The sequence below is a fragment of the Devosia sp. P2_G7 genome, assembly GCF_056403495.1.
Window position 1 is genome coordinate 73,722 of the sequence record NZ_JBFUFI010000005.1, and the last position, 21,448, is coordinate 95,169.

At 64.7% G+C, this 21,448-nt stretch carries 25 protein-coding genes; 4 read left to right on the forward strand and 21 right to left on the reverse strand.

From position 1 onward, the window contains the following. Window positions 1-4 precede the first annotated feature (4 nt). From AC1DWU_RS09945 to tolQ, 10 genes are all read right to left on the reverse strand, one after another. The gene (locus AC1DWU_RS09945; RefSeq protein ID WP_477149819.1) at window positions 5-751 is read right to left on the reverse strand and encodes an outer membrane protein; all 747 of its coding nucleotides are present in this window, start codon (window positions 749-751) and stop codon (window positions 5-7) included. Window positions 752-1,033: 282 nt separating this feature from the next. Next, window positions 1,034-2,377, reverse strand: a complete 1,344-nt coding sequence (glmM, locus tag AC1DWU_RS09950) for a phosphoglucosamine mutase (protein WP_477149820.1) — start codon at window positions 2,375-2,377, stop codon at window positions 1,034-1,036. A 183-nt stretch (window positions 2,378-2,560) separates the two neighbouring features. Then, window positions 2,561-4,492: an ATP-dependent zinc metalloprotease FtsH gene (gene ftsH, locus AC1DWU_RS09955; RefSeq protein WP_477149821.1), complete on the reverse strand. Its 1,932-nt coding sequence runs from the start codon at window positions 4,490-4,492 to the stop codon at window positions 2,561-2,563. 144 nt (window positions 4,493-4,636) lie between these two features. Continuing rightward, window positions 4,637-5,662: a tRNA lysidine(34) synthetase TilS gene (tilS, locus tag AC1DWU_RS09960; protein WP_477149822.1), complete on the reverse strand. Its 1,026-nt coding sequence runs from the start codon at window positions 5,660-5,662 to the stop codon at window positions 4,637-4,639. Then, window positions 5,647-6,687: a tol-pal system protein YbgF gene (gene ybgF / locus AC1DWU_RS09965; protein WP_477149823.1), complete on the reverse strand. Its 1,041-nt coding sequence runs from the start codon at window positions 6,685-6,687 to the stop codon at window positions 5,647-5,649. Before ybgF ends, tilS begins: the two co-directional genes overlap by 16 nt. Window positions 6,688-6,886: 199 nt before the next feature. Beyond that, window positions 6,887-7,378 (reverse strand): peptidoglycan-associated lipoprotein Pal, encoded by a 492-nt coding sequence (pal, locus tag AC1DWU_RS09970; protein ID WP_477149824.1) that lies wholly within the window; start codon window positions 7,376-7,378, stop codon window positions 6,887-6,889. Between the two features lie 183 nt (window positions 7,379-7,561). Further along, window positions 7,562-8,869, reverse strand: a complete 1,308-nt coding sequence (gene tolB, locus AC1DWU_RS09975; RefSeq protein ID WP_477149825.1) for a Tol-Pal system beta propeller repeat protein TolB — start codon at window positions 8,867-8,869, stop codon at window positions 7,562-7,564. A 35-nt stretch (window positions 8,870-8,904) separates the two neighbouring features. Next, window positions 8,905-9,987 carry a hypothetical protein gene (locus AC1DWU_RS09980; protein ID WP_477149826.1) on the reverse strand — a complete coding sequence of 361 codons (1,083 nt, stop codon included), beginning with the start codon at window positions 9,985-9,987 and terminating at the stop codon, window positions 8,905-8,907. Between the two features lie 4 nt (window positions 9,988-9,991). Further along, window positions 9,992-10,453: a protein TolR gene (gene tolR / locus AC1DWU_RS09985; protein WP_477149827.1), complete on the reverse strand. Its 462-nt coding sequence runs from the start codon at window positions 10,451-10,453 to the stop codon at window positions 9,992-9,994. Beyond that, complete coding sequence (gene tolQ, locus AC1DWU_RS09990; RefSeq protein WP_477150062.1) at window positions 10,453-11,157, reverse strand: protein TolQ; 705 nt, start codon at window positions 11,155-11,157, stop codon at window positions 10,453-10,455. The genes tolR and tolQ overlap by 1 nt, the downstream gene beginning before the upstream one ends. Before the next feature lie 304 nt (window positions 11,158-11,461). Here tolQ and AC1DWU_RS09995 point away from each other — a divergent pair, with 304 nt between their 5' ends. After that, the gene (locus AC1DWU_RS09995) at window positions 11,462-11,902 is read left to right on the forward strand and encodes a CHRD domain-containing protein (protein WP_477149828.1); all 441 of its coding nucleotides are present in this window, start codon (window positions 11,462-11,464) and stop codon (window positions 11,900-11,902) included. A gap of 53 nt (window positions 11,903-11,955) precedes the next feature. Here the strand turns inward: AC1DWU_RS09995 and AC1DWU_RS10000 are convergent, their stop codons facing one another. From AC1DWU_RS10000 to ruvC, 7 genes are read right to left on the reverse strand one after another with little or no spacing between them, the layout of a single operon-like run. After that, window positions 11,956-12,348 (reverse strand): YbgC/FadM family acyl-CoA thioesterase, encoded by a 393-nt coding sequence (locus AC1DWU_RS10000; RefSeq protein ID WP_477149829.1) that lies wholly within the window; start codon window positions 12,346-12,348, stop codon window positions 11,956-11,958. Beyond that, window positions 12,345-12,863, reverse strand: a complete 519-nt coding sequence (locus AC1DWU_RS10005; RefSeq protein ID WP_477149830.1) for an NUDIX hydrolase — start codon at window positions 12,861-12,863, stop codon at window positions 12,345-12,347. Before AC1DWU_RS10005 ends, AC1DWU_RS10000 begins: the two co-directional genes overlap by 4 nt. Further along, a complete protein-coding gene (ruvB, locus tag AC1DWU_RS10010; RefSeq protein WP_477149831.1) occupies window positions 12,863-13,906 on the reverse strand; it encodes a Holliday junction branch migration DNA helicase RuvB in 1,044 nt (347 codons plus the stop codon). Before ruvB ends, AC1DWU_RS10005 begins: the two co-directional genes overlap by 1 nt. Then, on the reverse strand, window positions 13,903-14,298 hold the full coding sequence (locus AC1DWU_RS10015) for a PIN domain-containing protein (protein WP_477149832.1): 396 nt from the start codon (window positions 14,296-14,298) through the stop codon (window positions 13,903-13,905). The genes ruvB and AC1DWU_RS10015 overlap by 4 nt, the downstream gene beginning before the upstream one ends. After that, a complete protein-coding gene (locus AC1DWU_RS10020; RefSeq protein ID WP_477149833.1) occupies window positions 14,295-14,591 on the reverse strand; it encodes an AbrB/MazE/SpoVT family DNA-binding domain-containing protein in 297 nt (98 codons plus the stop codon). The genes AC1DWU_RS10015 and AC1DWU_RS10020 overlap by 4 nt, the downstream gene beginning before the upstream one ends. A gap of 53 nt (window positions 14,592-14,644) precedes the next feature. Beyond that, window positions 14,645-15,262: a Holliday junction branch migration protein RuvA gene (gene ruvA / locus AC1DWU_RS10025; protein ID WP_477149834.1), complete on the reverse strand. Its 618-nt coding sequence runs from the start codon at window positions 15,260-15,262 to the stop codon at window positions 14,645-14,647. After that, a complete protein-coding gene (gene ruvC / locus AC1DWU_RS10030; protein WP_477149835.1) occupies window positions 15,259-15,762 on the reverse strand; it encodes a crossover junction endodeoxyribonuclease RuvC in 504 nt (167 codons plus the stop codon). The genes ruvA and ruvC overlap by 4 nt, the downstream gene beginning before the upstream one ends. A 153-nt stretch (window positions 15,763-15,915) precedes the next feature. Between ruvC and AC1DWU_RS10035 the strand changes: the two genes are divergently transcribed. Further along, a complete protein-coding gene (locus AC1DWU_RS10035) occupies window positions 15,916-16,692 on the forward strand; it encodes a GGDEF domain-containing protein (RefSeq protein WP_477149836.1) in 777 nt (258 codons plus the stop codon). A gap of 112 nt (window positions 16,693-16,804) precedes the next feature. Then, window positions 16,805-17,578, forward strand: coding sequence for a GGDEF domain-containing protein (locus AC1DWU_RS10040; protein ID WP_477149837.1), 774 nt, complete (start codon window positions 16,805-16,807; stop codon window positions 17,576-17,578). Here AC1DWU_RS10040 and AC1DWU_RS10045 read toward each other — a convergent pair. Both AC1DWU_RS10045 and AC1DWU_RS10050 read right to left on the reverse strand, forming a co-directional pair. Next, complete coding sequence (locus AC1DWU_RS10045; protein ID WP_477149838.1) at window positions 17,575-17,949, reverse strand: VOC family protein; 375 nt, start codon at window positions 17,947-17,949, stop codon at window positions 17,575-17,577. The two genes, AC1DWU_RS10040 and AC1DWU_RS10045, sit on opposite strands and share 4 nt — an antisense overlap. A 287-nt stretch (window positions 17,950-18,236) precedes the next feature. Beyond that, window positions 18,237-18,986, reverse strand: coding sequence for a YebC/PmpR family DNA-binding transcriptional regulator (locus AC1DWU_RS10050; protein ID WP_477149839.1), 750 nt, complete (start codon window positions 18,984-18,986; stop codon window positions 18,237-18,239). 254 nt (window positions 18,987-19,240) lie between these two features. Here AC1DWU_RS10050 and AC1DWU_RS10055 point away from each other — a divergent pair, with 254 nt between their 5' ends. Further along, window positions 19,241-20,041, forward strand: coding sequence for a hypothetical protein (locus AC1DWU_RS10055; protein WP_477149840.1), 801 nt, complete (start codon window positions 19,241-19,243; stop codon window positions 20,039-20,041). On the opposite strand, the gene AC1DWU_RS10060 is transcribed toward AC1DWU_RS10055, so the two are convergent. Both AC1DWU_RS10060 and AC1DWU_RS10065 read right to left on the reverse strand, forming a co-directional pair. Beyond that, window positions 20,038-20,853, reverse strand: a complete 816-nt coding sequence (locus AC1DWU_RS10060) for a TIGR00282 family metallophosphoesterase (protein WP_477149841.1) — start codon at window positions 20,851-20,853, stop codon at window positions 20,038-20,040. The genes AC1DWU_RS10055 and AC1DWU_RS10060 overlap by 4 nt on opposite strands. Next, a complete protein-coding gene (locus tag AC1DWU_RS10065) occupies window positions 20,850-21,446 on the reverse strand; it encodes a 5-formyltetrahydrofolate cyclo-ligase (protein WP_477149842.1) in 597 nt (198 codons plus the stop codon). The genes AC1DWU_RS10060 and AC1DWU_RS10065 overlap by 4 nt, the downstream gene beginning before the upstream one ends. Window positions 21,447-21,448: the final 2 nt, after the last annotated feature.

Consider the following 21,448-nt stretch of genomic DNA (forward strand, 5'->3'; position numbering starts at 1 on the left):
CTGCTTAGTTGAAGCGGTAGCGGACGGTGCCGCGCAGCTCGTGGATCCAGTTGTTGTTGATCTCGTAGTAGCTGGTCGTCGTGGGATCGGTCGGCGCGTTGTTGATCTGGTTGATATAGAGGCCGCGATAGCCCACATCCGCCACCCAGCTGCCCATGTCGTAGCCGACGCCGACCATGACGGCCGCTGCGGCACTGACGTTGCCGCCGGTCGGGACCGGAGTCGTCGCGCCAAGCGGAGAATTGATCTCGGCATGGTTCCAGGCGACACCAGCGCCCGCACCAACGTAGCCGAAGGCACCGCCGGCACCCGAGGAATAGGTGAAGTCGCCGCCGAGGCCAAAGTCATAGTAGACGTTGGCAAGCGCGACGGTGGAGCGCAGCATCAGGGTGTAGTCACCCGGATCCGGATCGGGCGCAACTTTGGTGATCTTCAGGCCTTTGGTCTCGACCGAGTCGATCGTGCCGTCGAAACGGAGACCGGTGCCGGTTTCATAGCCGAAGCCGGCGCCCCAGCTGTAGCCGTAGCCGTACTCGACGATCTCGTTGATCTCGCCGTTCGACGGGTGCACCACCTCAGGGGCCCAGTGCCAGTTCAGCGCAGCCGAGCCGCGCAGGTAGAACGAGCCGCCGATGTCGTAATCGACTTCGGGGACTTCGATCGGATATTCGGGCATATCGGCCGCCACCACGGGGCCGGCGAGCAGCAGGGCGGTTCCTACCGCAGCCGCTGAAGCAAAATATCTACGCATTATGCAGGGTCCTTGTTGCCACGACGACACCAGTCGAGTGGACGCATCCTGCCCGGATTTTCTTAAAAGCGGCTTAACCCTAACGGGTAACCCTAATTGTGGGTGAAGGAGATACGTAAACGAAATCTTACTGGGACTGCGTCGTTACTTGGCGGCTTCCTATCCCGCCCCCCTGCTCCGCCCTTATGCGTCCCAGCGGGGAATGGCGACGATGGCCTCGGCGAGCGCCATCAACTGCCCCTGTGGCGAGGCAGTGAAGGCGCAGAGCATGAGGATTGAAGCCTAAGCCACCTTCTTGATGGTCGCGGCGATCTCGCTGACGATGGCGGCAACCAGCCCCTCATCGTCGCTCTCGGCCATGACCCGGATCACCGGCTCGGTGCCGGAGGGCCGGATGACGAGGCGCCCGGTGGTGCCGAGGCGAGCCTGGCTCTCCTTGATCGCCTGCAGCACCAGCTTGTGCTCGAGGGGCTTGCCCTCCTTGTAGCGGACCGACTGCAGCAGTTGCGGCACCTTGTCGAAGCGCTTGCAGATCTCGGACACCGGTCGGTTCGCCTGCTTGGCCACGGCTAGTAGCTGCAGGGCGGCAATGAGCCCATCCCCGGTGGTGGTGAAATCGGTGAGTATGATGTGGCCCGACTGCTCGCCACCGACATTGAAGCCCTTGGCACGCATCGCTTCGAGCACGTAGCGGTCGCCCACCTGGGTGCGCTCGAGGTTGAGCCCGATGCCACCGAGATAACGCTCGAGCCCGAGATTGCTCATGATCGTCGCAACTAGCCCGCCGCCGCGCAGTTCGCCGCGCGCATGCCAGGACTGGGCGATCACTGCCATGAACTGGTCGCCATCGACGATCTCGCCCTTTTCGTCGACGATGATCACCCGATCGGCGTCGCCATCGAGCGCGATGCCGATATCGGCGCGCAGTTCCTTGACCTTGGCGATCAACGCTTCCGGCGCTGTCGAGCCGACCTTGTCGTTGATGTTGAAGCCATCCGGCTCGTTGCCGATGACGAACACCTCGGCGCCCAGTTCCCACAGCGCCGTGGGCGCCACCTTGTAAGCCGCGCCATTGGCGCAATCGAGCACCACGCGCAGGCCGCTGAGGTCCACGCCCTTGGGCATGGTGCGCTTGGCGTATTCGATGTAGCGGGTCTGCGCCGCCTCGTCGCGATGCGCCCGGCCGATGTCGCGGCCCTGCGATAGCGCACCCAGCATGTTGGAATCCATCAGCTGCTCGATGTCGTCCTCGAGCGCGTCGGAGAGCTTGTAGCCGTCGTGGCGGAACAGCTTGATGCCGTTGTCGTCGAACGGATTGTGCGACGCCGAGATCATCACGCCTAGGTCGGCACGCAGCGACCGCGTGAGCATTGCAACGGCCGGCGTTGGCATCGGGCCGAGCAGGTAGACATCCATCCCTACGGCGGTGAAGCCGGCGGTGAGCGCACTCTCGATCATATAGCCGGAGCGGCGGGTATCCTTGCCGATGACGACGCGGTTGCGGTGGTCGCCGTTGACGAACTTGAGGCCCGCCGCCATGCCGACCTTCATCGCCAGCTCCGGCGTCAGCTTGTCGCCGTTCGCCAGCCCGCGAATGCCGTCCGTGCCGAAATACCTGCGCGCCATTGGGTAAGCCCCCCTCGATTGGGATGGCGCAATTTTAGCGCCAAGCCCCAAGCATACGAAATAGATTGGTGCCGTTTCGTTAACCCGGAAATCCGGGCGGATGTGGGGCTCATACCGGTCTGTACACCACAAAGCAAAAGGGCCGCCCCGGAGGGCGGCCCTGATCTTTGCGAGCGACGGGCTTTAATTGCCCGGCTGCGGCTCGGCAGCGGTGCCCGGGTCGGCGTCAGGGCGCTTCTTGCCCGTCTTGCCGGCGGTCGGCACGCTGGTGCCCTTGACCGGAGTATCGGTGTCGGACGGACGGAGCGGAGTCTTGCCCTCCATCAGGCCGCGAATCTCGTCGCCGGTCAGCGTCTCGAACTCGAGCAGCGCCTTGGCGATGGTGTGGAGATCGTCGATGTACTCGCGGATCACCTTCTGCGCCGTCTGGTAGCCTTCCTCGACGAAGCGCTTCACCTCGGCATCGACCACCTGCTGGGTCTCGTCCGACATGTGCACCTGGCGCTGCATCATCGAGCGGCCGAGGAACACTTCGTCCTGGTTGTCGCCGTAGAGCAGCGGGCCAAGCTTGTCGGACATGCCCCATTCCGTCGCCATGGCGCGGGCAAGCCCGGTAGCCATCTTGATGTCGGCGGAGGCGCCCGAGGTCACCTTCTCGTAGCCGAAGATTTCCTCTTCGGCGACGCGGCCACCCATGGCGACCGCGAGGTCGGCATAGGCCTTGCGGCGGGTCAGCGACACCTGATCGCGCTCCGGCAGGCGCATCACCATGCCCAGCGCACGCCCGCGCGGAATGATGGTGGCCTTATGGATCGGATCGGACGCGTCCATCTTGATGGCGAGCAGCGCGTGCCCGGCTTCGTGATAGGCGGTGAGCTTCTTGTCTTCCTCGGTCAGGCTGAGGGTGCGGCGCTCGGCGCCCATCATCAGCTTGTCCTTGGCATCCTCGAATTCGCTCATCGTGACGAAGCGCTTGTTGCGGCGAGCCGCGAGCAGAGCACCCTCGTTGACGAGGTTCATCAGGTCTGCGCCGGAGAAACCGGGCGTCCCGCGAGCCAGCACCTTGAGGTCCACATCGGGAGCCAGCGGCACCTTGCGGACGTGCACCTTGAGGATCTTCTCGCGACCCTGCACATCCGGGTTCGGAACCACGACCTGGCGGTCGAAGCGGCCCGGACGCAGCAGCGCCGGATCCAGCACGTCGGGGCGGTTGGTCGCGGCGATGAGGATGATGCCCTCGTTCGCCTCGAAGCCGTCCATCTCGACCAGCAGCTGGTTCAGGGTCTGCTCGCGCTCGTCGTTACCACCGCCGAGGCCTGCGCCACGGTGACGGCCGACGGCGTCGATTTCGTCGATGAAGATGATGCAGGGCGCGTTCTTCTTGGCCTGCTCGAACATGTCGCGGACACGCGAAGCGCCCACGCCGACGAACATTTCCACGAAGTCCGAACCCGAGATGGTGAAGAACGGCACGTTCGCCTCGCCGGCGACGGCGCGCGCGATGAGCGTCTTACCGGTACCCGGCGGGCCGACCAGCAGCACGCCGCGCGGGATCTTGCCGCCCAGGCGCTGGAACTTGCCCGGATCGCGGAGGAACTCCACGATCTCTTCGAGGTCCTGCTTGGCCTCGTCGACACCGGCGACGTCCTCGAAGGTGATCTTGCCCTGCGTCTCGGTCAGCAGCTTGGCGCGCGACTTGCCGAAGCCCATGGCGCCGCCACGGCCTCCACCCTGCATCTGCCGGATGAAGAAGAACCACACGCCGATGATGACGAGGAACGGCAGCCACGAGGTCAGCAGCATGCCCCAGAACGGGCTCGACTCCGGCTGCTGGGCCGTGATCTGCACGCCGCGATCCTCGAGGCGCGAAATGATATCGGCACCCTGCGGGAGCACGGTCTCGAACTTGGTGTCGTTGTTCAACACCCCCGAGACGATGTCGTTGGTAATGGTCACCGACTTCACGCTGCCCGCGTCCACGTCGGAAACAAACTGGCTATAGCTTTTGTCTGTCATCGAGATCGACTTGGTCGACGACTGGAAGACCTGGAACAGGCCCATCAGCATGAACAGAATCACCAGCCAGATGGCGAAGTTCCGGAAATTGACGTTCATCAATCCTGTCCTGAAGTCCGGCACGGGAGAGGCCGGAGAGTTGGAGCGAATGTAGGCCTCGCTCCTGGGCCTTACAAGGTAGCGGCGGGCCGAAACTCGTGCGGCGGTTTGGCCGAAAAGTCGAGAGAGCTTGCGCTTTTCCGGTTAATTCCGTGTCACGGGTGGCTCAGACCTCACGCGAGATTGACGTGCCGCCTGCCGGCCCGGCTCCCGCGCGACGACGATCGTCACCCCGTCGCTCTCGATGAGACAACCATGCAAACTTGTCCGCTTCAGGGCTGGCTCCATCCGCAAGCGATCGGTCAGCGCTTCGATGGGTGCGAGATCATGCGGCTTCTGCCTGCCGCTGACGGCATTGAGCAGGTTCGCCATGACCCGGATCGCGACGGCGCGCGGGGATTGGAGCAGGACTGCGCGCGTGACGCCGCTGCTCCCGGTCCGGGGGTCGACGGCGGTCGCGAGGGTGGCCGCAATAGCTGCCAGCGCCTGGTCGGCATCGCGCATGCGGTTGGCGAAGCGCGATAGCCGGCGCGCATCGAGCCCAAGAGCCGCCAGTTGCGGCAGCATCTGGCGCCAGCGGACCCGCTCGTAATCGGTGTCTGAATTGCTGGGATCGGCAACGGGTGTGAGGTCGGAAGCCGCGACCAGGGCTGCGAGATCCGCCGGATCGACGCCGAGCAGCGGCCGCACGACGACGAGGCCGGCGATCTCGGCCAGGTAGTCCATGCCGCGCAAACCCTCGACGCCGCTGCCATGGGCCAACCGCATGAGCACAGTCTCGGCCTGGTCGACTAGGTGATGCGCAGTGAGGAGGATCTCGACCTCGTCGGTCGCCATCGCCTCGGCGATCAAGCCGTAGCGGGCGGCGCGGGCGGCCTGCTGGATGCCGGTCGCCGGCTTCGGCCCCTCCCACCGCAAGCCGCGGGCGGTAAACCCGAGCTTCCCGGCGGCCTCGGTGACATAGGCCACCTCCCCTGCCGCCTCGGGCCTGAGACCATGATCGACCGAGTAGACGACAAAACGCTGATGCGCCGCGTGCCGCTTGGCGAACTCTGCCGCCAGCAGCATGAGCGCCAGGCTGTCGGGCCCGCCTGAGACGGCGAGCCCGATCCGCCGGAATTCGGCCAGCGGGGCGAAGACCGCCTCGCTGTCGATCAGCTCACCGGGCATTTGGCCTTCTGGGCTTCCTCTGCCAGCCGCTGCGTGAAGGCGGGCGTGAGCTGCGTATAGCGCTGCTTCAGCGTGTAGAAGGTGCGGCAGCCCACATCCACCTGGTCTGCACCAACCAGCGCCACCCCGAGCTTCAGCATCATGTCCGGAGCGCGGTTCGAGTCCTTGTGCTTGGTGTAGCCATCGGCCAGCACCTGCGCCGCATCGGTGAACTGGCCCTGCTGGATCAGTGCTTCGCCCAGCCAGTTGATGGCATCGGGCGCCTTCGGATCGTCGGGATAGAGCGCGACGAACTGCTGGAACTGGTCGGCCGCAAAGGCATAGTCGCCGCGGGTCATGGCGTCGTAGCCGGCGTCGTACTGCGCCGTTGCATCGCCATTGGAGATTTCGCCGCCGCCACCGAGGGACAGATCGAGCGGACGCCCGCCAAGGGGATCCTCCCCTGTCATGGTCCCGAGCTGGTCGACGCCGCCCTTGAGCAGCGGATCGGCGGAATCGCCGACGCTGTCCATCGGCTCGCCGTTAAGATCGGCGAGCGGCAGATCGTCCATCGGCGCGGCCGTGGCCGGCGCTTCCGGTGTTGCGGCGGTTGCGGGAGCTTGCTGGGCCGGGGTCTGCGGCAGCGTATTGGACGGCGTCGCGCCGTCAGTTGGCGCTGCCGCCTGCGGTTTTCCCCCAGCACCGCCTTCCAGCTGCTGGAAGCGGAACTCGTTGTCCTCAGCCTGCTTCTGGAGCTGGGTCTGCATCTGGGTCAGCTGGAACTCCAGCCCTTCGACGCGGCCGGTGAGCGAGCGGATCTGCTCCTCGAGGTCCTGGATGCGCACCAGCAACTCGGCGCTCGACTGCTGGTTCTGTGCCACATGGATGCGCGTTTCCGCGATCGCCCGCGGCGGCACGAGGCTCGCCTGACCGACCTGCAACGGGCTGGTCGCGGCGAAGGCCGGAACCGCCAGCGCTGCGGCAAACAAGGTGGCATAGATCGCGGGTCGGTAGGCCGATCCGCGAATTCGGGGGAGTTTCACCATCAAAGCTCCGTCGGGTCCAAGGAGGTCGCTCGCAGCGGGCGCTGCACGTGCTTGGATTAGCGCAGGATTTCGACAAAAAGAAAGCGCCGGGCCCAAATACGCTGGCGCCCGGCGCTTATGCCTCCAGTACGAACAAGCTTCGGGGATTACGCGCGAGACATCGCGTGGCCGCGACCTCCGCCCCGAAGTTCGCTCGAGCTTATTGTACGACCGTCACAGCACGGCGGTTTTGTGACCAGCACGAGATATCGTTGCAGATGGCCACAGGACGTTCCTTGCCGAACGACTTCGAAGTGATGCGGCGAGCGTCGACGCCCTTCGAGGTCAGGTAGTTGACCACGATCGAGGCACGGCGGGCGCCCAGCGCGATGTTGTACTCGCGGGTGCCGCGCTCATCGGCGTGGCCTTCGATCATGATGCGGTAGTTGCGGTACTGGTTGAGCCACTGCGCCTGCTTGTCGAGGGTCGCCAGGGCGGTCGGCGTCAGGTTCGAGGAGTCGGTCTCGAAGAACACGCGGTCGCCGACGCTCACCAGGAATTCCTGCTGGCTGCCGGGGGCACCGCCACCGGGCCCGAGGTTACCGACGCCGGTGCCGCCAGCGCCATTGCGCGAACAGGCCGCCACAGCGACCACGAGGACCACCAGCGCGGCAGCGCGCAGCACGGCGATTAGGGGCGTTACGGAACGCATCCGGTTGATCTCCTGAACGGAAGGATTTGATTGGCGAAGTTTTACCGCCGGTAATCTTAAGGTGGTGTTGTCGCGCTTGGTTAATTGTTGGTCATTCTGGCGCGAATGTGGCCGGAATCCGGGCTTTTCCGTGATGTTGCGGGGAAGACACGGATCTGTGCTCTCCCCGCAATTGGTTAGCGACTAGGCGCGCAGCGGGGACCAGCTCGGGTCGGACGCGAACGACTCCGTCGCGAGGTTGAGTTCGTTCCGTCCCCAGATATCGATCGACCACAGCCCCGGACCGGCATCGCCGCCCGGATCGCGGAAGAAGCCGATGACGCGACCGTTCGGAGCCCAGGTCGGACCCTCCTGCACCTGCCCGGACGAGGACAGGATGCGCTCGCCCGAACCATCGGGCTTCATGATGCCGATATGGAACTGTCCACCCGACTGGCGGGTATAGGCGATGAGATCGCCAGTGGGCGACCAGACCGGCGTCGAATAACTGCCTTCGCCGTAGGAGATGCGCTGCGCCCCGCCGCCGCCGGCACCCATGATGTAGATCTGCGGGCTGCCGCCGCGGTCGCTCTCGAAGCAGATGCGCGAGCCATCCGGCGAATAGCTCGGCGACGTGTCGATCGCCGCGCCGCTGGTCAGTTGCGTCGGGTTGCCGCTGCCGACACCGGCCGCGTAGATATTGGTGGTGCCACCGTTCGACACCGAGAATACCACAGTGCCGCCATCGGGCGAGAACTGCGGGGCAAACGACATCGGCGCGCCCTCGATCAGCTTCTTGGAAGCGCCGCCGAGGCCGGAATAGTAGACCTGCGGGTTGCCGTCCTCATAGGAGGTGAACACCAGGCTGTCGCCCTTCGGCGAGAGCTTCGGCCCGAAGGTCAGCGACTTGCCGGAGGTCAGGTACTGCACATTGGCGCCGTCCTGATCCATGATCGCGAGGCGCTTCACGCGGTTCGCCTTGGGGCCGCTCTCGGCCACATAGACGATGCGGGTATCGAAATAGCCGGTGCCGCCCGACAGCGAGGCGTAAATGGCGTCCGAGACGATGTGCGCGATGCGGCGATAGTTCTGCGCGTCGGTCTTGTAGGACTTGCCGACCACCTGCGCCGCCGCCTGCGTATCCCAGACGCGGACCTGCGACGAGACCTCGGCCCCGCGCTCCACCGAACCCATGACCAGCGCATCGACGCTTGCGCCACGCCAGGCGGCGAAATCCGGCTCGTTGGTCACGTCGCCGACGCGGATCGGGAGCGACGCTGGGTCGAGCGGCACGAACAGCCCCGAGCGCTTCAGGTTATTACGGACGATCTCGGCGATCTCGGCGCCGAAGGCCGGGTCGGACGAGGCGAAATCCGGAATGGCGATCGGCAGCGGCGTGAAATTGCCGCCGGTCACGACGATCTCGACCAGAGCCTGGGACGGGGTAGCGAGCGCGAAAGCGCCGCCGGCGAGGCCGAGTTTCAGCGCGTTGCGCCGGGTGATCAGGGTCATCTTACGTCTCCATGTCTTGTCTGGCATCGGGCTCGCTAGAACGACCGCGCCGCAAACTGTGCTCTAACATCCTGGCCCATGGCCATTGTGAACGGACCGCAGCGCATCAGGGCGCGCTGCACTGCCCGTGCATAGGCATCCTCGATGGTATTGGCCGGCGAGCTCATCATCTGCGGCTGGCCCGCCACCATACCGTCGGCCCCGATCGAGAAAGTGAACTCGGCCCGGGCGTCGACATCCTCGGCGCCGGCCGGCAGCGTGATACAGGCCTGGATCTGCGCCACCAGCGCACCGATCTCCGAATTGCTGAGCGTAGCGGCGCGACCATCCTCGCGACCGAGCGTCGCTTCGCCGCCGGCCCCGGTAGTAGCGCCGCGCGACTCTTCGTTGTTGATCAGGTTGGCGACTTCGTCGGCGACCTTCTTTGCGTCGTCGGCCTTCGCCTGCTCGACGCGCTCCTTCTCCTCAGCCGCTTTCTTCTTTTTCTCTTCCTCGGCTTTCTTCTTGTCCGCTTCCGCCTTGGCCTTTTCATCGGCCTTCTGCTGCTTCTGCGCTTCCTGCTGCTTCTTGAACTCGGCGCGCTTCTGGTCGAGCGAGGCCGTGTGCACCGTCGGCTTGGGTGCCGCATCGGTCGGATCGGGCGTCACGTCCGGCGTCGCCACCGGAGTGGGCTCAGGTGTGGGTTCGGCAACCGGCTCGACCACTGGCTCGGGCTGCGGCTCGACCGCGGGACGCTCGGCGGGTGTCGGCGCAACTTCCGGCTCGGGCTCGACCACCGGCTCGGTCGATGCCTCGGGCGCCGGAGCGGTCTGCTCGGTCGGCGCGGGCGTCGGGTCGGGATTGTCCTCGGGGGTCGGCTGGTCTTCCTGGGTATTGCCGGTCGGCTGCGCCAGTTCGGCGGGCTTCACGTCGTCGACCACCGACGGCGCCTCGGTCTCGACGACCGTGCTGTCCATCGAGCCCATGCGGATGTTGGCGAATTCCGAGATCGGCACGAGGTCGACGGCGATCGACTCGACCGGAACCGCGTCCATCGGTCGCCCCATGCCGATGCCGATGATCGCGATGGCGATCAGTCCGGCATGTGCAATGGTGGAAACCGTGAACCCGGTGCGCATCAGCTCACTGGTCCTGTTGCTGGGCCTGTTCCGTGATCAGACCGATCTTGGCGTAGCCGGCGCCCGACAGCGCGCCCATCACCTGCATCACCGAGCCGTAATTGGCCGCGAGGTCGCCCCGCACGTAGATGCGATCCTCGGTGCCATTGACGGCCACGGCAGCCACCTGGGTGACGAGATCGTCGAGGCTCACCGGCTGGTCAGCCAGGAAGATGGCGCCCTCGTTGGTGACCGAGATGGTGATCGGCTTCTGTTCGGTATTGAGCTGCGTCGCCTGCGTCTTCGGCAGGTCGATGGGGACGCCCACCGTCATCAGCGGCGCCGCCACCATGAACACGATCAGCAGCACCAGCATCACGTCGACCATCGGCGTGACGTTGATGTCGCTCATCGGCTTGGAACCGCCGCCGCGGCGCCGGCCACGCCGGCGGCCACCGCCGCCACCGCCCGATACTGCCATTGCCATCAGCGGGCACCCCGCGCTTCGAGCTGCCTCGAGAGGATGGTCGAGAATTCGTCGGCGAAGCCCTCGAGCCGGCCAATCAGCTTGTTGGCGTCGCCCGATAGCTTGTTGTAGGCGATAACCGCCGGGATAGCGGCGAGCAGGCCCAGCGCCGTTGCAAACAGCGCCTCGGCGATCGGCCCGGCGACTACGGACAGATTGGTGCTCGATGCGGCCGAGATGGCCGTAAATGCGTTCATGATGCCCCATACCGTGCCAAAGAGGCCAATGAAGGGCGACGCCGAACCGACGGTGGCGAGAAAGCCGAGGCGCTTCTCGAGATTCTCGCTCTCGCGGCTGATGGCGACGTCGAGCACCTTGTCGAGGCGCCCCTGCACGCCGACGAACGAGGAAGCGTTCTGCTCATGGCTGCGCTTCCACTCCTTCATCGCGGCGACGAAGATGGCGCCCAGCCCCATCGTCGGCTTCTCGCTCATCTGCTGGTACAGTTCCTCGAGCGACTGGCCCGACCAGAACACGCGCTCGAAGCGATTCATCTCGCGCTTGGCGCGGCCATAGAGCATCGACTTGTCGACGATGATCGCCCAGCACCAGACCGAGGCCGCGAGCAGCCCGATCATCACCGTCTTGACGACAAGGTCGGCCTGCCAGAACAGCGCCCAGATCGAAAGGTCGGCATGCGGAGCGACCGTGCCGACGGCGTCCATGGCTTCCATGTAAGGGTCCTTCTCAGTCCGGCCCCGACGACCGAAACCTGATCGTCGGGTCGATGCGGTCCAAATTTGTCAAATTTAAGAGAAAAGCCCGGAATCCCGGACCTTTGGCAGCACTGGTGGTGCACTGCCTTACTTATGGTCAAGCAAGTGTTAACAAAGCGATTCCTCGCGTTCGCGTGAGCGCGACCGATCAGCGCAGCGCAACTGATCGCAAGCTATCGCGTTGTGGACGTGGCCTGCCGCCAGATGGAGGCCTGCGGTTGTCCACAACACGTCAACGACGAGGGAGATCCCAATGCATCTCAATCTGACTCGCACCTTGCTGGCCGCCACCGCCGTATTGGCTTTTTCGGCAATGCCGGCCTTTGCAGAAGTGGTGAAGTTCACCGCCGACCTGACGGCCGCCTCGGAGGTGCCGCCAACGGATTCTACCGCCACCGGCAAGGTGGAAGCGACGCTCGACACCGACAGCAAGGTCTTCACCTGGACTGTCACCTATGAAGGCTTGAGCGGCGACGCGACCGGCGCCCATTTCCACGGCCCGGCTGCCGAGGGCGCCAATGCCGATCCGGTTGTACCGCTTGCCGATCCGCTCGCGAGCCCGATCAACGGCAACGCCACGCTGACCGATGACCAGATCACCCAGTTGCAGGGTGGCCAGTGGTACTTCAACCTCCATACGGCCAAGTTCCCTGACGGCGAGATCCGCGGACAGGTTAAGCCCGCCGCGATGTAAGGACGCCAATCGCAGGCAAAACCTTGGGTCGCCGGCAAACCGGCGGCCCTTTTCTATGCCTTGAGCGCTTCGACCAGATGGCGAGGCATCCGCGCCACGCCGCCGCTGGTCTTGATCGCCACCACCTGTACATCGGCCCGGGTGATCTCGACACCGTCGCGGCTGATCGACTGGACGAGATGGAGCCGCGCCGGGCTGTGCGACGCGACCTCGGTGGTCACCTCCAGCAGGTCGTCGATATGCGCCGCCGCCTTGAAGTCGATGGTCATCGTGCGCACCGCAAAGGCGATGCCATCCTTCACCAGCTCCGAGTGATGCACGCCGCGCTCGCGCAGGAACTCGGTCCGCGCCCGCTCGAAGAAGTGCAGGTACGCCGCGTGGTAGACGTTGCCGGAGAAGTCGGTGTCTTCGTAGTACACGCGGGCCTGGAAATGGCTGCCGCTCATGCCGCCGACCGATCGAGGAGGTGGATCGTGGTCGAGGGTATGTCACCAAGCCGCCCGCGGAGCGGCTCGGGATAGAACACGCTTGTCGCGAGCGCTTCCGCCGTCGTCGGCACCCAGCGATATTCCATCTCGACCGGGCCCTCGTAACAGCGATGGCAGATATCGGTGTCGTGATAGGGGAAATCGTCGGACACTTCGATCCGGTAGTAGAGCCCGACCTCGTGGAAGACCTGCGATTTCTCGGGATAGAAAGACTCGATCACGAAGGCGAGCTGGCCGACTTCGACGGGATGGCCGAATTCCTCCTGCATCTCGCGCACCAGGGTTTCGACACTCGCCTCTGCCTGCTCGATCCGGCCACCAGGCAGGAACGTGCCGTACCCGCCCTTGATGTTCTGGATCAGCACGCGCCCATTCCGGATGGCGATGCCGGCAGCCCGCATCTGGAAGCGGGCGGCGCCGTCATCGAAGCAGACCATGCTGTCATGGCGCAAGACAGGGCGGTGCTCTACCATCAGTTCTCTCCCTCCGGTTCCTCGAACAGGCTGCCCTGCATCCCGACGAACCCCTGCGGCACGCCGATGCCCATATGCTGGAAGGCGAGCGCCGTCAGCATGCGGCCGCGCGGCGTGCGCTGGATGAAGCCCTGCTGGATCAGGTAGGGCTCGACGATCTCCTCCAGCGCGTCGCGCGGCTCGCTGAGGGCAGCCGCTATGGTCTCGATGCCCACCGGCCCGCCGCCGTAGAAATCGGCGATCACCTTGAGGTAGCGACGGTCGAGCTGATCGAGGCCGCGCGCATCGACATCGAGCCGCAGCAGCGCCTTGTCGGCCACCGAGCGGGTGATCTCCTTGGCGCCGTCGACCAGCGCGAAATCGGTGACGCGGCGCAGCAGCCGGCCGGCGATGCGGGGCGTACCGCGGGAACGGCGGGCAACTTCCATCGCCCCATCCGGCGCCATTCCGATGCCGAGCAGCCGCGCGCCGCGCTCGACGATCTTCACCAGCTCTTCGGGGGTGTAGAAATTGAGCCGGATCGGGATGCCGAAGCGGTCGCGCAGCGGCGTTGTCAGCAGTCCGGCGCGGGTGGTGGCGCCGACGAGAGTGAACTTCGCCAGATCGATCCGCACCGAACGCGCCGCGGGCCCTTCGCCGATGATCAGGTCGAGCTGGTAGTCCTCCATCGCCGGATAGAGGATTTCCTCGATCGCCGGGTTGAGCCGGTGGATCTCGTCGATGAACAGCACGTCGCGCTCTTCGAGATTGGTGAGCAGCGCCGCGAGATCGCCGGCCTTGGCGATCACCGGGCCCGAGGTCGCGCGGAACCCGACGCCGAGTTCCCGCGCCACGATCTGCGCCAGCGTGGTCTTGCCGAGGCCCGGCGGACCGACGAACAGCACATGATCCAGCGCCGCGCCGCGGTGCTTCGCCGCCTGGATGAACACCTCGAGATTAGCCCGCGCCTCGGCCTGCCCGATGAACTCGGAAAAGCCGGACGGACGGAGGGAGACGTCCAGCGGGTCGTCCCGGCCGGTATGGGCAGAGGTCAGGTCGGTCACTTGAGGAGTTCCATGCCAGGGACGTATTTGGCAGCATCACGGTCGAACGTCGCGATGCGGGGCGCACCGGCCAGTTCGCTCGATCGTGCCACCAGCAAGTCGGAGAAGTCGATGCGCGATCGCGTGTAGTTGGCGAGCGCCCACTCAATGAGGTCACGGTCCTCCATCACGAAGTCGTCGGAGTCCAGCATCCAGCGAATGGCTTGGCCGACCTGATCATGCTCGTACTTGTATCGGCGGCGCAGAACCCAGGCGAACTCGGTGAGGACCACCGTGGTGACGAAGGCCGGATCGGCGGCTGACCGCTGACCGAAGAACGCGACCGCGGCCTCACGTTGTGGCTCAACCGGCACGAACAAGCGTACCAGAACATTGGTGTCGACGCCGATCATCTCCGGGTCGAACGCTCGAACCGTTCCACTACTGCGTCGCCAATGGCCTCGTTCATCTCTTCAACGGTCACGTGTACGTCGCCGCTGGGCGGCGGGCCTAGAATACCAGCCAAGTCGACTGCCCGCAGCTTCCGCGGCTTCACCGTGACTTTGCCATCGTCCAGAATCCACTCCATCTGCGTCCCCTCTTCCAAGCCCAGAAAGTCTCGCACTTCCTTTGGGACGGTGGTTTGACCCTTGCTGGTCACCTTGCCGGTGTACCTTGTCCTTGCAGGCAGTGATTTCCCAGACATTGCGAGTGCTCCTTACTTTCTTAGTGTAGTAAGGAATGTTATGCACTGCAAGGCTAACTGCTCAATTCCCTGAGTCCCAGCCGGATCAGCTTGTCGGTCGCCATCCCATCGCCGTCGCGGCCGACCACCCGCGCCACGGCAGCGGAGGCCTGCGCGCTCGAGTAGCCGAGATTGGTGAGGGCAGAGACCGCATCGGTGACGTTGCTGGCCGCAGCCCCCTCTCCAAGTGCCGCCTGCAGGCCCAGCACACCGGCATCGATAGCACCGACCGCCGGGGCCTTGCCCTTGAGTTCGGTCACGATGCGGACGGCGAGCTTGGGACCTACGCCGTTGGCGCGGCCGATCATCGCCTTGTCCTGCAGCGCGATGGCGCTGGCGAGCTCGGATGGGGTGAGTACCGATAGGATGGCGAGGGCCACCCGGCTGCCGACCCCCTGCACCGTCATCAGCGTGCCGAACCAGGCTTTCTCGGCTTCGGTGAAGAAGCCGTAGAGCCGGATCATATCCTCGCGGACGATCATCTCGGTATGGATCACCGCAGCGTGGCCAACCTGCGGTAGGGCCGCCAGCGTCTTGGCCGAGCAGAACGTCTCGTAGACGACGCCGTTGACGTCGAGATGCACGTGGTCGTCGCCGAACCCGTCGACGAGGCCCTTGAGCTTGCCGATCATGCAGGAACACTCAGCTTGCGGATGGCGCGGTGATGCGCGTGGCAGATGGCGATGGCCAGCGCATCGGCCGCGTCGGCGCCCTTGAAGATCGCGGTGGGCAACAGGATCTTGATCATCATCTGCACCTGGGTTTTCTCGGCATGGCCGGTGCCGACGACCGACTTCTTGATCAGGTTGGCGGCGTACTCGCCGACCGGCAACCCGCGCAAAGCCGGCGTCATCAGCACCACGCCGCGTGCCTGCCCGAGTTGCAGCGCCGAGCGCGCGCCGGCGGACACGAACGTTTCTTCGACCGCGGCCTCTTCCGGTGCGTATTCATCAAGCACGGACGTGATGCCGCGATGCAGTTCGACCAGCCGGTCGGCCAGCGAGCCCTCGGTGGGCGGCGTGATTGTGCCGCAGGCAACGAAGCCCAGCCGGTTGGCCGAGCTCTCGATCACCCCCCAGCCGCAGCGCCGCAGCCCCGGATCTATCCCGATGATTCGCACTGTTTCCGCCATTCTGAAGCTTTAGGGCAGGTGATGAATCCTACCAAGCGCTTTGTGAACGAAACGGAAACACCCTGGGGGAATTGCCGGCATTCCTGCCGGCCGCATTAATTCGCATTCAAGCATTGCCCCTTAAGCCATGCGCATTCGCTCGGGGGTCGCGGGATGAACAGGTTGGTATTGCCGCAGTCGGCATGGGGCATCGTCTGGCGGCGCACGACCCTGATCCTCATCGCTTCGACGGTAGGGTCCTGGGTGATCTCCAACCTCGTCATGATGTCCCTGAACCAGGGCATGAATGATGTCGGCACCGTCCTCGCCCTCGGGATGCCGACCGCTTTGGGTGGCCCGATCCTGCTGTTCCTCCAGATCCGGTCGGCGCAGCTGAGAGAGGCCAACCGCAGGCTGGAGACCCTTGCCTCCACCGACTGGCTGACCGACTGCCTCAACCGCCGCGCTTTCACCTCGCGCGTCGGCGCGAGCCTCAGCGGGATGAACGGTAGCGCAGCGCTGCTGGTCATCGATGCCGACCACTTCAAGACCATCAACGACCGCTTCGGCCATGAGCGCGGCGATGAGGTGCTGCAGCTGATCGCTCGCGCCATCCGCGACAGCGTGCGCGAGGGCGATCTGGTCGGGCGCATCGGTGGCGAGGAATTCGGCGTCTTCGTCAGGGACGCCGGAGCGGACGCTGCCGAGCGCACCGCCGAGCGCATCCGCGATTCCGTCAATGCGCTGTTCGTCACGTCCGAAGGCGTCGCGCAGCGCCTTTCGGTCAGCATCGGCGGCGCCGTAAGCTCAGGCGACGCCGGCTTCTCAGACTTGTTCCGCATCGCCGACCGCCGCCTCTACGAGGCCAAGCACACCGGGCGCAATCGTGTCGAGTTGGGCGGCAAACAGGTCGATCCAGACCTCGTCGCGCTGAACGCTGCGGTGCGCTGAAGCACTAAATTCCGGCGATAGATAAAATCCGATCCAGCGGCTTGAGGCGATCTCAACTCGCCCGGCCTAGCTTCCACGGCTTCTGCGCAGAAGTGCTGAAGGAACGCGAGCTTTGGATTTTTCGCCCAGCGGCTGGGGCCGCGTCTTCCTCTGGACAGCGCTGGGCACGATCGGTTGCATTGCAGTCGCGCTGTTCGTCGATTCCTTCAATTTCCACAATCTCAGCCCCGAGTCGCTCCGCTGGTCGATCGCCCTCGACGTGTTCGTGCCGATGGGCCTCGCCATCCCCATGCTGTTCTTCCTGCTGAGCAAATTGCGTGAGCTCGCCATCGCCCACGAATTGCTGCGCCACCATGCGGCGACCGACAATCTAACCGAGCTGCTGAACCGTGGTGCCTTCACCCGTGAAGTGGAGGAAGCGCTGGCCGATGGCCGCTTCGCCGACGATGGCATGCGCGGCACCCTGCTCGTTATCGATGCCGACAACTTCAAGGCGATCAACGATACCTACGGCCACGACCACGGCGACGCCGCGCTGCGGCTGATCGCCAAATCGGTGCGCAGTGTGCTGCGCGCTGCCGATCTCGTCGGACGCATCGGTGGCGAGGAGTTTGCCGTCTACCTGCCCGGCACCACGCTGCTGATCGCCGAGGCCGTTGCCGAGCGGCTTCGCCTCGCGGTCTGCGAAGCCAGGTTCGCCCCCGACGGGAAGCCCTACCAGTTGACGGTGAGCGTGGGCGGCGCGGTCTACGACCGCTCCCTGCCCTTCACCGAGTTGTTCCGATTAGCCGACCAACAGCTCTATGCGGCAAAGCAGAACGGACGCAACTGCACCGCAGTCGCGTCCATCTCGCATTACGAGACGCTGCCCGCTGCAGCGGCCTAGTCGTCCGCAGCCGTCGTTGCGACTTCAACGAGGAAGCCGCCGGGGGCCTGGCAGTAGAACGTCGTCGTCCGGCTGCCGCCACGATTGAACTGTTGCACGTCGCCCGGACCGTAGCCGGCATCGACGAGTTCGGCATGCTTCAGCCGCACCTCGGCGACGCTGCCGACGAAAAAGCCGACATGGAAGTTCTTGTGGTAGGTGGCTTCGGTCTTGCCTGATGCCATGAAGTTGAGGACGAACCCGCCCTCACCCTCCATGACGGCGAAGTTGTCGTGCGCTTCGCCGACGACGGTGAAATCGAAATGCCGGGCGAAGAACTCGGCCGCCGCGCCTACGTCAGCGACGGCGAAATTGGCGTGATTGAACTGCATGATGATGTCCTGATGGTTGCGAAGGAAACGGTCGAACGACCGGTCTCGAGGCGCACGCGGCTCAGGGCATGAAGCTGGCGGTGAAATCTCATCGACCCATATCCCAACAAGCAGCGGGCACCCGGGGATCGGGCGCTCGTCGGCTTGCCGTGGGTCCTTCGCCTTTTGGGCGGGACAATCTCCCTCGCGGGAGGGCCGGACTCACCTTAACCGGCCTACGTTTTTTCGGCGTAACGAGCCTGAACTATTGCCCAGGCCCGGATTTGTCAAACGCTCACGCGTCGATCTTAGGCGGCGTCGATCTTGGCCATGTCTTCGTCGCTGATGTCAAAGTTGGCATAGACGTTCTGCACATCGTCGTCCTCTTCGAGGATGCCGATCAGCTTGAGCAGCGTCGCACCCTTTTCCGCGTCCACCGGCACTTCGTTCTGCGGCTTGAAGATGAACTTGGCCAATTCTGCCTCGCCCAACACCTTCTCGAGCGCCGCCGCGACCTCGTTCAGCGCCTCGAACGAGGTGTAGATCCAATGGCCCTCTTCGTCGCTTTCGACGTCGTCGGCGCCGGCCTCGATGGCAGCTTCCATCACCTTGTCTTCCGAGCCGGCGGTGGCTGGGTAGAAGATTTCGCCGACGCGATCGAACATGAAGCCGACCGAGTTGGTTTCCCCCAGTGCGCCACCATTCTTGGAGAAGGTCGAGCGCACGTTCGAGGCGGTGCGGTTGCGATTGTCGGTCAGCGCCTCGACGATGACGGCAACGCCGCCGGGGCCGTAGCCTTCGTAGCGGATCTCTTCGTAGTTCTCGGTGTCGGCGCCGCTCGCCTTCTTGATAGCGCGCTCGATGTTGTCGCGCGGCATGGACAGCGCGCGAGCGTTGCTGACTGCGAGGCGCAGGCGCGAATTGAACGCCGGGTCCGGCACGCCGAGCTTGGCAGCCACGGTGATTTCACGAGCGAGTTTCGAAAACACCTTCGAGCGAGCCGCGTCGGACTTGCCCTTGCGGTGCATGATGTTCTTGGCGTGCGAATGGCCGGCCATGCGGTCACCCCTGTTGGCATGTGTGGCAATGGTGGTGGGCGGTTATAGGGGCGGCGGCGGCGAAAATAAAGGCCGTGTGACAGCCGGCCGAGCATCTCGCCCGATCCAAGGCAATGCGTGACAGTTTCCGCCATTTCAGCGATAACTTGAATATGAACCCGCGATAAATGCGGATATCACCGCACATTCAGTCGTTCACTGGCATCTAGCGCTCATCAGCGCGGTATTGGGACCGCAAGCAGAGAGAACTAGAGATGGACGCATTTAAGAGATTTTCGCTCGTAGCCATGGCAGCGCTCCTCACGGCGGGCACGGCGCCGGCATTTGCACAAACCCGCGATACGCGACCGGAGCGGCCGGTCGTCGAACGTGACGACAGCAGCGGTTCCGGCGCTACCGAAACTAGACAAGAGCCGCGCCTGCCCAAGTCCACCGAGGGCGTCCGGTGCCTGATCAAGCAGGGTCACGACGGTCCGGCGATCCTTGCAGTCAACGGCACCGGCAAGGTGATCCCGGCGGGAACGGTAGTGACGCTCTACCTGCAGCCAGGCAACATCCAGAAGCTGTTCAAGCTCGATACGGACTGGCAGCCCGGGCAGTCGATCGGCGTTCCGGTGAAGCTCGGCGAACTGCCCGAGGGCGCTGCATGCTCGATGAAAGTCACGCCAGTCGAAGACAAGGGAAACGAAGGGACGCCAGATCCTGACGGAAGCGATCAAGCACCCGATGGAGGCGACGCGCAGCCGCCCGGCCCAATGCCGGATCTGCCGACCGGCGAAGGTGACCCGGCGCCACCCGTCATTCTCGACGCCGAGACGACGTGTCAGCTTCGTCCCACGAACGACGACGCATCACTGTGGGGCGTCGACATCCAGAACCTCGGACCAGATTCTTGGCCGGTCGGCACCCAGATACATCTTACGCTGCCCAACGGGACCGAATTGACCATCACCCTCGAAAACGAAATCCCGGTTGGTGACTACTACGCCGCCTACAATCTGTTCCCGAAGCCGCAAAACTGGACGTGCAAACTGTATCTGACCGCTGCTCCCTAGAACGCCGGCTCTGCCTGGGCCAGCGACCCACCGACCCGCACGGGAAACAGCTTGGCGACGAGACCGTTCCTCGGATCGGTCTCGATTGCGACTCCGCTCAGCGTCGCCTCACCATCCGCCGGGGTAAACCTGCCGGTGGCGATGCCGGTGAGGAAGCGGTTGAGCGGTTCGTCGACCTCAACGCCGATCACCGAGTCATAGTCGCCGCACATGCCCGCATCGGCCATCAGCGCCGTGCCGCCCTTGAGAATGCGGTGATCGGCCGTTGGGATGTGGGTGTGGGTGCCGACGACAAGGCTGACCTTGCCGTCGAGGAAGTGCCCCATCGCCTGGATTTCCGAGGTCGCCTCGGTGTGAAAATCGAGGATGATCGCATCGGCCTGCTCGCCGAGCGGACAGGCGGCAACCGCAGCCTCGACGGCGCGGAATGGATCGTCGACCGGATCCATGAACACCCGGCCCTGCGCGTTGATCACCAGCACCCGGTGCCCGGCGCGGCTTTCATAGAGATTGGCACCGCGTCCGGGCGTGCCCGGAGCGAGGTTGAGCGGCCGCAGCAGCGTCGGCTCGCGGGCGATGTATGTCAGTGTGTCGCGCTGGTCGAAGGCGTGGTCGCCCAGCGTCACGACGTCGGCGCCGGCTGCCTTGATCTCGGCGAAGTGCCCTTCGGTCAGCCCGCGCCCATGGCTGGCGTTCTCGCCGTTGATCACCACGAAATCGAACTTGTGCTTGTCGACCAGCCCGGCAAGGCGGTCGGAAACGGCGTCCCGGCCGGACTTGCCGACCACGTCGCCCAGGAACAGGACTCTCACGTAACCGGCGCCTTTTTGTCGAAGTTGCGGACGCCCTGTTCAGTCACGATAGCGTCGAGCGGCACATCGTGCGCCTCGCGCGGGATCAGATCCACCTCCTGCAGCGCAAAGGCGAAGCCAATGAGCCTTGGCCGCTTCGGCAGCGCGGCCAGTGTCCGGTCGTAATAGCCACCGCCGTAGCCAAGGCGGGTGCCGTGCTTGTCGAAGCCGAGGAGCGGCATGAGGATGACGTCGGGCGCGGCGCGCGGCGCTTCCTCCGCAGGGGCGAGCGTTCCGAAACCGGCCTCGTAAAGCGGCGCGCCGTCTTCCCAGAGCCGAAGCTCGAGCGGCTGCTCGTCGCCCAGCACCACCGGCAGGCACACTGGCTGGCCGGCATCCATCAGCCGGGCCACCACCGATTTCACGTCCATCTCGTCACGGATCGGCCAGTAGCCTGCGACCACTTCGCCCTTCTCGATGGGCACGGCATCGAAGAAATGCAGCATGGCCGCATGGGCCGCCTCGTTGCGCAGGGACGGATGGAAGGCCGCTCGCTTCTTGTGCGCTACGGCTCGGAGCGCCGCTTTCGCCTCTTCGATCTTTGCGTCGCTCATGG